Below are 10,352 nucleotides of genomic sequence, written 5' to 3'. Positions count from 1 at the left end.
ACTCCGCGGATGACTTGGAAAAGACTTTGTTGAGCTATCTGATCATCTACAACCTTCATATTCCACAACGCGCCATCAACCATCAAACGCCTATGCAAGCCGTCCAAAAATGGCAAGAAGATAAGCCCGAGTTGTTTGTTAAAAAGGTTGGCTCTATATAGGTTCTGAGGTCTTTTGAACCAAAACAACCAGTAACGAAGACAGCAAGCTTTTACCCCGTTTTCTAACATTATGGACAAACTCAAAAAAGCTCAAATACAGCGGCACAAGGCCTGGGATATGCCCCGATGCGGGCGCAGCCAGAAGCGCAACAACGGCCGGAAGCCTTCGATGGTGTTCGAATGGACTTCGCAGAAGCCATCGCCGCCTTCATCGCGGGCATATTCCCCCGCCGAGTGGTTGACGGTCTTGTGGGGGTAGCCCCAGGACTCCAAGCGGCTGTAGATGGTGTATTCGTCGGTATAGATTGGTGTGCCAGGCATGATAGTTTGTAGGATCAAGGGCTTGATGGTGGCCTGTTGCACGTTGTCGGGCAGCCGGATGACGACTTCCCCGGTGCGCTGGATCATGCCCTTGTGCCCTGCGGGTAGAAGACGGGCGGCTTTTCCGTCGCCAGGGTGCCGCGCCCACGCGCCCCTTGCAGGCGGCGGCAACGGGGCTTCCTTCCGGCTGCGGTGACCTTGTCAGGCTGGCCTTTGTGTCCCGCCACAAGGTAGATCTCGTCGCATTCGACCTCGCCGGACAGGGTCACGGGTTCTTTTTTTAGCGATGCCCGTGCGCAGGTGTTCCGTCATATACTAAGTCGTCCTTGTTCAAGTCCAGTTCTTGGGCGATCTGCCGGTTGGATTTATGCCCCAGAGGGTATAGGTTCAGCCCCATGAAGTACAGGCACAGCACCCAAACCGACAGCGGTTGGTGATGCCCCGACAAGACCGTCCCGGTCAGGTCGTCAAAACGTTTGCCGCAGGCCTTGCACTGGTAATGCTGGCAAAGGCGTTGCGGGCTGTCGTAGCCGCGCCGGATCGTTTCGCCGCTGTCGCAATGCGGGCAGGTGACGCCCTCAGCCCGACGCAATTGCCGGATGGTCTCGTAGCATTGGGCTTCACTGACTAACTGTTTGATGGTGATGATTGAGGTTTCCATCAGACCATTTTATCAAAAGACCCTGAAACCCATATAGAGCCATCTTTTATTATTTGAGCAATTTTGAGCGGTTTCTCTTTTGGCTTAAACATTTTCCGAGCAGATAACTCCGCTTCCCGCTTGGTTGCCCACGCTTTGGCTAAAGTCTTAGTGTCAAACGTCTCCGATTCTTGATGGACTATTGAGCCGTTTTTAGCAATTCTTATTTGTGCGCGGTAAGATATTTTGCCCGACTTCTTTTTGTATTGTGTGATCGTAGCCATATAATGCTCAAAAATATATTTTGAGCATATATTGTGCAATTAACACCAATAAATACCTAAAAATAGACTAAAAAATATAGAAATAATTAATATCAAAATGACGGAATCCAATAAAAACAATCAACAAGGCACTGTTTACAAGGCGTCGAGATTTTGTGTCGCCCCAATGCTCGATTGGACTGACCGCCATTGCCGCCATTTCCACCGCCTGCTGTCCAAACACACTTTCCTGTACACCGAAATGGTCACGACCGGCGCGTTGATCCACGGCGACCATCACCGTTTCCTGCACTACAACCCGTCAGAACATCCGGTGGCCTTGCAACTGGGCGGCAGCAATCCGCGTGAGTTGGCGGTTTGCGCAAAGATGGCGGCCGATTATGGTTATGACGAAGTGAACCTGAATGTCGGCTGCCCCAGTGATCGGGTGCAGAACGGGCGGTTTGGCGCGTGTTTGATGGCGGAACCGGAACTGGTGGCGGAATGCGTGGCGAGAATGCAGCAAGCCGTAACCATTCCGGTGACGGTAAAATCACGCATCGGCATTGATGATAAAGATTCATACCAAGAGTTGGTGCATTTTATCCGCACGGTTGCCGATGCGGGTTGCGAAACCTTCATCGTCCATGCCCGCAAAGCCTGGCTGAACGGTTTGTCGCCGAAAGAAAACCGCGAGATTCCACCTTTACAATATGATACGGTTTACCAGCTTAAAATTGACTTTCCGCACTTGGAAATTATATTGAATGGCGGTGTGACGACTATCGGGCAAGCTGAAACTATCCTGCAACACGTTGATGGCGTGATGGTCGGGCGTGAGGCTTATCAAAACCCCTTCCTGCTCGCCGACGTAGACCAGCGATTATTCGCCGATACGCGCCCGATATTGACCCGCGCCGAGATCGTCCACGCATTGTTGCCTTATATCAGCGGACAACTTGCCATCGGTACGCGCCTGCACAGTGTCATCCGGCATACCTTAGGATTATTCCACGGCGAATACGGGGCGCGGGGCTGGCGGCGTTATCTTAGCGAACATGACAATATCGCGGGTGCAAATGAAGACGTGGTGTTGCGGGCGTTAAAATTCACCGTTCCTGATGTATACTGAGCGGCTTTTTTAACTGCACAATTGTCCACGAAAGACACGAAAATCACGAAAAAAAGCCTTAAAGCAACCCGCAAGGTAGTTTCGCGATAGTAAACCGCCGGGTGCTGTAATGGCAGGGTGTATTTCTTATCAGCGGACACATTCCCAAACAACGATTTTTTTCGTGATTTTCGTGTCTTTCGTGGACAAAAAACCAAAAATCAACAACAAACGGGAACAACAACGTGGAAAAACATTTCGCCAAAATTATCGAAGCTGTCGGGGAAGATTTAAACCGTGAAGGTTTACTTGACACCCCTAAACGGGCGGCCAAGGCGTTCAAATTTTTAAACAACGGCTACGAGAAAACCCTGGAAGGTGTGCTCAACGGCGCTATTTTTACCGCCGAAACCGAAGACATGGTCATCGTCAAGGACATCGAATTGTATTCCTTATGCGAACACCATTTGTTGCCGTTCATCGGCAAATGCCATGTCGGTTATTTGCCGCAGGGCAAGGTGATGGGCTTGTCGAAAGTGGCGCGTATTGTTGATATGTATGCCCGCCGTTTGCAAATCCAAGAAAAACTCACCAAACAAATCGCCGATGCGATTGAACAGGTCACGGGCGCACGCGGAGTGGCGGTGGTCATCGAAGCCAAGCATTTGTGCATGATGATGCGCGGTGTGGAAAAACAAAATTCGGTGATGACGACATCGGTCATGACCGGGATTTTCCGCAAAGACTTCAGCACCCGCACCGAGTTTTTAAACTTGATCAACCGATAAGATAGCTATGACCACCCCGAAAACCGGTATTTTGCTGGCGAATTTAGGCTCTCCCAGCACGCCAACCGTACCCGCCGTGCGTAAATTTCTGAAAGATTTTCTCGGCGACCCACGGGTGGTCAATATTCCTCGGCCTATATGGTGGCTTATCCTCAATTGCTTCGTGCTGCCATTCCGCCCTGCCAAATCAACCCAGACCTACAAAAAAATCTGGGATGCGGAAAAAGGCTCACCGCTGATGTTCCTGACGCGCCAATTAAGCGAAAAATTGGCTGCCAAACTGGCAAGCCAAAGCATATCCGTCGCTTATGCCATGCGCTATGGTGATCCGTCCATCGCCTCACAACTGCATCAATTTAAAGGCCAGGGAGTAGAAAACATTATTGTCCTGCCCTTGTATCCGCAATTTTCCACCACCACCACGTCGTCAATTTATGACGATTTGGTCAAAGAATTGAAAGGTTGGTGGGATATGCCCAGCTTCCAATTCATTAGCGAATACCACCAACATCCCGCCTACATTGCCGCCGTTGCCGATTCCATCCGTCAAGCCTGGCAAGAACAGCCAAAAAATGAACTGCTGCTCATGTCCTTCCACGGTTTGCCTGAGCAACTGACGAAATGGGGCGACCCGTATTTCCATCAATGCCACAAAACCGCCGCGTTGATCGCCGGACAATTGGGCTTAAGCGGCACAGAATGGAAAATCGTCTTCCAATCGCGTTTTGGCAAAGCTCAATGGCTGAAACCGTATTGCGTGGATACGCTGGCGGCCCTGCCTGGACAAGGGATCAGAACCGTGGACATGGTGTGCCCCGGGTTTGCCGTGGATTGCCTGGAGACTTTGGAAGAAATTGCGCTGGAAAATAAAACAGTGTTCATGGAAGCGGGCGGCGAAGCGTATCGCTATATTGCTTGTTTGAATGATAGCGATGCCCATGTCGAGGCTTTGCTTGGGGTATTGGGAATTACTAAACGCTTAGGAATGAGCATAAATTAACTTCAATTAGCTGCAATTAACTTCGTCACTTAAGACCTTTCGTTTCGTGCGCATTCCTTATTTGGGTTGCTGGAAAAAACCGAAAGTGCTGTGGAAACAATGTAAGCCGCTTCCGTTTCATTCAATCCCGGCGCACACTATTGCCTTCGCCTTATCAGTTAATTTCATAGGAAATCAATATGAATAATGCCATCAGAAAAAGTCCATCTACTTTTTTGACCAGCCTAAGCACACTATTTTTAAATATAGAAACGTGGGTGGCATCTGATGAACACGGTTTGTCCATACATAAATCTGAATGCTTACTGGATGAAGAGGAATATGGCGTCTATAGTGCGCCGCAATTGACCATCCTCAATGCCAATGGCGACAAAATTGCCGAAGTGATTCCGGTTGCCGCATCGGTTTTAGGTGCTAACGGGCGTGTTGATATAAAAGGCCGTTATGACAATGTGACTATTCTTGACCTCAATAAGGGGGGGCCGCAGATAAATGGCCTGGTGGCAGAAAGGGGGCATCCGTTCATCCGCACCACTCCTCTGTACAAAGGGATTGACGAGGCCGGATGGTATTGGATTGAACATAAATTTAGCAGCAAAGGGCATCTATTGACTCGTGAATTATTCTTTGAAATTCTTGACGATGTTTGTGAATATGCCTATTAATCATTCTCTGGATGGCATTTGGCAAGCATATAAAACCACCTTGGATTGTTTGAAAATCGCAAAGCGTAGTATTGCTAAAAATGATCCCTGCTTATTGGCAAAAACAAATTTTATGGGGGCGGTCAAGGACGAAGCAGAGCAACAAATTGAACAAAGCTGGGCCAATGCTGACGATTACGTCATATTGTCGCTATGGACGGCCTTTGAAAGGATTTTGCTTGTCTATGTGCAAGAGGAAAACCAACGGATGTTGACTGAAACTGCGACTTGTTTTACCCATTCAATACAGCAAAAAATTGCTGATGACACCGAATACTGGCGAATTGATGATGTGTTGGATTTTTTCAAAACAGCCATAAGCTCCGATTTGATCGGACAAGCGAAACAGGTCAAACGTTATCGGGATTGGGTTGCGCATCGGAATGAGAAAAAAGCAACCCCGGCTAATGTCACGCCCAAAATGGCTTATGACATCTTGACCGAAATTATCAGGCAACTGACAGAACATGAATATTTCCAATACGGTAACCCGTAAATCCTCAAATAAGGCCGTCCCTAATTCCCCGTGTTATCATGAACTTCGCCCACCCCACCATCCCCCAAAATAACAATAAAGAGAGGCAACCATGAAAGAAACTTTGTTAAAAATCTGGCAAGACGCCTGGCCTGGCATAAAATCCACCCAAGCGTTGCCGACAGGCGAAGGTGTCATTGACGAAAGCGCGTTTAACACGCTGGAAGTGGATAAGGTGTTCGATGCGGTCAATTACGCCAGCACCACGATAGGCCAGGCGGTGCTATACCGGTCTTTGGCGCGGCCCCTGGACAATCTTGATGATGTCCAAGCCAAGCAGGAAGCGGTGCGGGAGTTGGGCGACAATCCGCAATTAACAACGGCGCTGGCCCACGTCATCGAACACGCCGCCAGCCAGGAAACCGATTTTTACCGCTTATTGTTTGGTCATTTTGTCGGCACACTGACTTCCGCCAGCGAAAGCCATGAGATGGACGGCTACGGTTATTCGCAATACAAAAAAGGTGTGCGGTTTATGCTGGAGCTGGTCGAGGAAATTCAAGCACTAGCCCCCCCCAAAAGCCCCTATTTAAAAAGCCTGTTCGACAAAATCACAGCGTTTGCCGATACCCGCCCGTATTCATTGATGAAAGGGCCAATGTTTCTCACCGAAAAAGGAATCCAATGTAAAGAAGAGCGGCGCGGCTCCTTATTGCCGGCGGTCATTTTCGTACCACGCATCATCAAGCCGCTGCTGTTGGCCTTGGCCTTCGTTGCCTATTGGTTGGGCGGCCTGTTTATCCCCAACGAAATGAAGCCGGATTTACCGCAAGAAGCCATTTTTCTGACGCCGCTTTTGCTGCTGTATTTCCCCATCGTCGGCAGTTTTGACCGCGACAAGTGCATTGTGCCATTACGCAATATTTATAAAAACTCCGAAGCCGTCGGTGAAACCCTGGACGCACTGGGACAACTGGATGAATTGTTGTCATTCTTAAAGTTTGCCGAACATTTTGGGCATTGCGTGGTGTTGCCGACGCTGATTGACAGCCCGCACCACCGCATGAACTTGGACGAAGCCAGGAACCCGGTGTTGAGCAAAACCTACAATGACTATGTCGGTAACGATTTAGTGCTGGACGATGAAAAACTGATGCTGGTCACCGGCCCCAACAGCGGCGGCAAAACGGCGTTCTGCAAGACCATCACGCAAATCCAATTGCTGGCGCAAATCGGCTGTTTTGTCCCCGCCAAGGCCGCGACCTTGACAGTCGCCGACCGGATTTTTTACCAGGTACCCGAAATCAGCCATTTGAACGATGGCGAAGGCCGCTTCGGCACAGAACTTAAACGCACCAAAGACATATTTTTGGCGACCACCGAAAAGAGCTTGGTGGTGTTGGATGAATTGTCCGAAGGCACGACCTTTGAGGAAAAAATGGAATCGTCCACCAATGTCCTCAACGGTTTTTACCGCAAAGGCAACAGCACCGTGCTGATCACCCATAACCATCAATTGGTCGATTATTTTGTGAAGAAAAAAATCGGCATGCCCAAACAAGTCGAGTTCGCCAATGACGCCCCGACGTATAAGCTGGTCCCCGGCATTTCCCGCGTCAGCCACGCCGACCGCGTCGCCAAAAAAATTGGTTTTTCCAAAGAAGACATCGACAACTACTTAGCGGAGACGAAATGAACCTAGGCACTGCATTATCGCCCAATGCCACCCGCGCCTTGTTGTTAGGCAGCGGCGAACTAGGCAAAGAATTGGCTATCGCCCTGCAACGTTACGGGGTGGAAGTCATCGCCGTTGACCGCTACGCGAACGCCCCTGCACAACATGTCGCACACCGCAGCCATGTCATCGACATGACCGATGGCGAGGCGGTCAAGCGATTGATCGCCCTAGAAAAACCGCATTTTATCATCCCTGAAATCGAAGCCATTGCCACGGCGGCGTTGGCGGAAATCGAAGCGGAAGGTTTATGCACCGTCGTCCCCAATGCCCGCGCCATCCAATTGACGATGAACCGCGAAGGCATTAGGTCCCTCGCTGCCGAAGAACTAAAAATCCCCACTTCCGCTTACGCTTTTGCCGGGTCGTTTGCAGAATTAAAGGCGGCGGTGGATGCGGGCATTGGCTATCCCTGCTTCATCAAACCGACCATGTCGTCATCCGGCAAAGGCCAGTCGATGGTCAAATCTGAAGCGGCTTTGCAAACGGCTTGGGATACGGCAAAAGCCAGCGGGCGCGTCGATACCGGCAAGGTGATCGTCGAGGCAAAAATTGATTTTGATTTTGAAATCACGTTGCTGACCGTCCGCGCCAAAAATGCCCAAGGTTCTATCGACACGCATTTTTGCGCCCCCATCGGCCACCGCCAAGAACACGGCGATTACCGCGAAAGCTGGCAACCACAAGCGATGACCGAAAAAGCCCTTGCCAGCGCACAGGGCATTGCGTTTAAAATATGCGCCGCTTTGGAAGGGCAGGGATTGTTTGGAGTGGAGTTGTTCATCAAAGGCGATGAAGTCTGGTTTAGCGAAGTCAGCCCCAGGCCGCACGACACGGGCATGGTGACGATGGCCACCCAACGGCAAAATGAATTTGACCTGCACACCCGCGCTATTTTAGGCTTGCCGGTCAACGCTGGACTACAAAACATCGGCGCGAGTGCGGTAATTCTTGGTGGAGTCGATGCCGAAGGTGTAAGCTACGCCGGGCTTGCCGACGCACTTGCCGTACCCGACACCGACATCCGACTATTCGGCAAACCCATCGCCTACACCCATCGGCGTATGGGCGTGGCCTTGGCAACTGCGGAAACCGTCGATGCCGCCCGAATCAAAGCGGTGCAAGCCGCTAATTTGATAGTCATTAAAACCGCATAACAGGTAACCACTATGCCGAGAACACTGTTTATTGTATTGATCTTAAGCCTCACCCAAGAGGCGACCGCTGATATTTATAAATATGTCGATAGCGACGGACGCACTTATTACACCGATGAACCCAAAAACGGTTTATATAAACGGATCATCAAATCAAAAGCCATACGGCACACCAATTATTTCAGCAACACCAGCCCACGGATAGGGCGGTATTCATCAGCCAACAAAATGCGCTTTGCCGAGCTGATTGCACAAACCGCCGCCAAACATCAAGTCGACGCCAAACTCGTCCACGCCGTGATCCAAACCGAGTCGGCCTACAACTCCGGTGCCGTTTCGCCGAAAGGCGCGGTTGGCCTGATGCAGCTCATGCCTGCGACCGCACAACGTTTTGGCGTGATGGACAGCACCGACCCCAACCAAAACGTCGATGGCGGAACCCGCTATTTAAAACACCTCATCGCGATGTTTGAACCTAACATCGACCTCGCCGTCGCCGCCTACAATGCCGGTGAAAACGCCGTCATCAAGTACAACAACTCCATCCCGCCGTATCCCGAAACCCAAAATTATGTCCGGCAGGTTTTGGCCTTGTATAACCGCTAAGTGACCAGCCAGCATGTTGCGGATTGTTGTTGCCTGTGCTTTGCTATCGCTAATCGCCAATGCCCACTCGGCAGGCTTTGAATGCAAAAAAGCGGCAACAACAATCGAAAAATCTATCTGTGCGGACAGCCATCTTTCCGTCCTAGACTATTTATTGTCACAGTATTACCTACAGGCCACTGGTATTTCGACCCATCCCCAACCTATAAAAGACAGCCAAAAAAAGTGGCTTGCGGAGACTAGAAATCAATGCCTAGATCTTGCCTGTTTAAAAAACGCATACTATGGGCGTCTTGCTATCCTCAAGACAACCATACTGTCTAGCCTGAAACACCACGCTGATTTTAGCGGTAGTTATGAAAGCAGTCGTGGCGAGATTTTAGTCCAGCAACTTCCTGGCAATAAGATAAAGTTTGACCTTTTCGTAACCGGCCCTTATGACAAAAACAAGCTTTCTTCCCCAAAAAGCAACCAAGTTGAAGGCGAGGCATTGCTTGTTGGAAATACCGCCAGTTATAACGAAAATGAGGACTGCGGAATTATTTTCAGTTTTGCGGACTACAAAGTCAGCATTTTGGAATATGGTTGCTGGATGTACGCGGCCACATCTACAGGCATTTACAAGTTAAAGGGCAAACATGTCAAATAACTCACTTATCATGATGTTGCAATCCGTAGCGTGGTTTAGATTTTTTTCTTTTTCCTGGCTTTGTAGGCAGCGCGTCCTTGCCTAACGTTAACCACCTAAGCTATCCGTAATTTATGGCAACTATCAAAAACATCATCTTTGACTTGGGCGGCGTGGTCATTAACCTTGATATTCCACGAACTGTCAGCGAATTTGAAAAATTGGGTGTCGCCGGATTTGGCAATGTGTTTAGCCAACTGGCACAGACACCGTTGTTCGACCAATTTGATAAGGGTCTGATTTCAGAAGACGTTTTTTTTAGCAGCATCAAAGCACAATTCAAATTAGCACACCCCATAGCAGAACTGGAACGCGCCTGGAATGCCATGTTGCTGGATTTTCCGGGCCACCGTTTAGAACAATTGACCGACTACAAGCAACGTTACTCCACCTTTTTGCTGAGCAACACCAATGAAACGCATATCCGCGTGTTTGAAAAAAACCTATCCGACACCCACTCCGTGGCAAACCTGCAACCGTTCTTCCACAAAATTTACTATTCTTGTGAAATAAACCTGCGCAAACCCGACCCGGAAATATTTGAATTCGTCTTGCAAGAAAATGGCCTGAAGCCTGAAGAAACAGTATTTATTGATGACACGCTGATTCATGTACAGGCCGCACAAACGGTAGGAATCCATGCCTTGCATTTGCCCAAGGGTGAAGAATTTAAAAGCTTATTAGATACTATTCTTGACTGATA

13 protein-coding genes are annotated in these 10,352 nt (G+C 49.5%); 10 read left to right on the top strand and 3 right to left on the bottom strand.

Going from position 1 to position 10,352, the window contains the following annotated elements; all coding sequences use genetic code 11:
* Window positions 1-251: 251 nt before the first annotated feature.
* The 3 genes from PHH59_RS14710 to PHH59_RS14700 all read right to left on the bottom strand — a co-directional run bounded on the left by PHH59_RS14710 (window position 252) and on the right by PHH59_RS14700 (window position 1,406).
* Window positions 252-569: a transposase gene (locus tag PHH59_RS14710; RefSeq protein ID WP_300017809.1), complete on the bottom strand. Its 318-nt coding sequence runs from the start codon at window positions 567-569 to the stop codon at window positions 252-254.
* Between the two features lie 193 nt (window positions 570-762).
* Window positions 763-1,143: a transposase gene (locus PHH59_RS14705; protein ID WP_300017806.1), complete on the bottom strand. Its 381-nt coding sequence runs from the start codon at window positions 1,141-1,143 to the stop codon at window positions 763-765.
* Window positions 1,143-1,406: a hypothetical protein gene (locus PHH59_RS14700; protein ID WP_300017803.1), complete on the bottom strand. Its 264-nt coding sequence runs from the start codon at window positions 1,404-1,406 to the stop codon at window positions 1,143-1,145. The genes PHH59_RS14705 and PHH59_RS14700 overlap by 1 nt, the downstream gene beginning before the upstream one ends.
* Before the next feature lie 97 nt (window positions 1,407-1,503).
* Between PHH59_RS14700 and dusA the strand changes: the two genes are divergently transcribed.
* The 10 genes from dusA (at window position 1,504) to PHH59_RS14650 (ending at window position 10,350) form a co-directional block, all read left to right on the top strand.
* Window positions 1,504-2,517, top strand: a complete 1,014-nt coding sequence (gene dusA / locus PHH59_RS14695) for a tRNA dihydrouridine(20/20a) synthase DusA (RefSeq protein ID WP_300017800.1) — start codon at window positions 1,504-1,506, stop codon at window positions 2,515-2,517.
* A 224-nt stretch (window positions 2,518-2,741) separates the two neighbouring features.
* Complete coding sequence (folE, locus tag PHH59_RS14690; protein WP_300017797.1) at window positions 2,742-3,284, top strand: GTP cyclohydrolase I FolE; 543 nt, start codon at window positions 2,742-2,744, stop codon at window positions 3,282-3,284.
* A gap of 7 nt (window positions 3,285-3,291) precedes the next feature.
* Window positions 3,292-4,284 (top strand): ferrochelatase, encoded by a 993-nt coding sequence (hemH, locus tag PHH59_RS14685; protein ID WP_300017794.1) that lies wholly within the window; start codon window positions 3,292-3,294, stop codon window positions 4,282-4,284.
* Between the two features lie 179 nt (window positions 4,285-4,463).
* Complete coding sequence (locus PHH59_RS14680; protein ID WP_300017791.1) at window positions 4,464-4,949, top strand: hypothetical protein; 486 nt, start codon at window positions 4,464-4,466, stop codon at window positions 4,947-4,949.
* Complete coding sequence (locus tag PHH59_RS14675) at window positions 4,933-5,484, top strand: hypothetical protein (RefSeq protein ID WP_300017789.1); 552 nt, start codon at window positions 4,933-4,935, stop codon at window positions 5,482-5,484. The genes PHH59_RS14680 and PHH59_RS14675 overlap by 17 nt, the downstream gene beginning before the upstream one ends.
* A gap of 91 nt (window positions 5,485-5,575) precedes the next feature.
* On the top strand, window positions 5,576-7,159 hold the full coding sequence (locus PHH59_RS14670) for a DNA mismatch repair protein MutS (protein WP_300017786.1): 1,584 nt from the start codon (window positions 5,576-5,578) through the stop codon (window positions 7,157-7,159).
* On the top strand, window positions 7,156-8,355 hold the full coding sequence (gene purT, locus PHH59_RS14665; protein WP_300017783.1) for a formate-dependent phosphoribosylglycinamide formyltransferase: 1,200 nt from the start codon (window positions 7,156-7,158) through the stop codon (window positions 8,353-8,355). Before PHH59_RS14670 ends, purT begins: the two co-directional genes overlap by 4 nt.
* Before the next feature lie 12 nt (window positions 8,356-8,367).
* Window positions 8,368-8,961 carry a lytic transglycosylase domain-containing protein gene (locus PHH59_RS14660; RefSeq protein ID WP_300017780.1) on the top strand — a complete coding sequence of 198 codons (594 nt, stop codon included), beginning with the start codon at window positions 8,368-8,370 and terminating at the stop codon, window positions 8,959-8,961.
* A 154-nt stretch (window positions 8,962-9,115) separates the two neighbouring features.
* Window positions 9,116-9,610: a hypothetical protein gene (locus PHH59_RS14655; protein WP_366145476.1), complete on the top strand. Its 495-nt coding sequence runs from the start codon at window positions 9,116-9,118 to the stop codon at window positions 9,608-9,610.
* Between the two features lie 113 nt (window positions 9,611-9,723).
* Window positions 9,724-10,350 carry an HAD family phosphatase gene (locus PHH59_RS14650; RefSeq protein WP_300017774.1) on the top strand — a complete coding sequence of 209 codons (627 nt, stop codon included), beginning with the start codon at window positions 9,724-9,726 and terminating at the stop codon, window positions 10,348-10,350.
* Window positions 10,351-10,352: the final 2 nt, after the last annotated feature.

It is taken from the genome of Methylovulum sp. (genome assembly GCF_028687615.1).
In the GTDB taxonomy this organism is placed as follows: domain Bacteria; phylum Pseudomonadota; class Gammaproteobacteria; order Methylococcales; family Methylomonadaceae; genus Methylovulum.
This window is presented reverse-complemented; position numbering and strand designations above follow the sequence as displayed.

Coding starts and splice junctions, on each gene's coding strand:
- PHH59_RS14710 (WP_300017809.1), bottom strand. CDS start 569: ATGATCCAGCGCACCGGGGAAGTCGTCATCCGGCTGCCCGACAACGTG.
- PHH59_RS14705 (WP_300017806.1), bottom strand. CDS start 1,143: ATGGAAACCTCAATCATCACCATCAAACAGTTAGTCAGTGAAGCCCAA.
- PHH59_RS14700 (WP_300017803.1), bottom strand. CDS start 1,406: ATGGCTACGATCACACAATACAAAAAGAAGTCGGGCAAAATATCTTAC.
- dusA (WP_300017800.1), top strand. CDS start 1,504: ATGACGGAATCCAATAAAAACAATCAACAAGGCACTGTTTACAAGGCG.
- hemH (WP_300017794.1), top strand. CDS start 3,292: ATGACCACCCCGAAAACCGGTATTTTGCTGGCGAATTTAGGCTCTCCC.
- PHH59_RS14680 (WP_300017791.1), top strand. CDS start 4,464: ATGAATAATGCCATCAGAAAAAGTCCATCTACTTTTTTGACCAGCCTA.
- PHH59_RS14670 (WP_300017786.1), top strand. CDS start 5,576: ATGAAAGAAACTTTGTTAAAAATCTGGCAAGACGCCTGGCCTGGCATA.
- purT (WP_300017783.1), top strand. CDS start 7,156: ATGAACCTAGGCACTGCATTATCGCCCAATGCCACCCGCGCCTTGTTG.
- PHH59_RS14660 (WP_300017780.1), top strand. CDS start 8,368: ATGCCGAGAACACTGTTTATTGTATTGATCTTAAGCCTCACCCAAGAG.
- PHH59_RS14650 (WP_300017774.1), top strand. CDS start 9,724: ATGGCAACTATCAAAAACATCATCTTTGACTTGGGCGGCGTGGTCATT.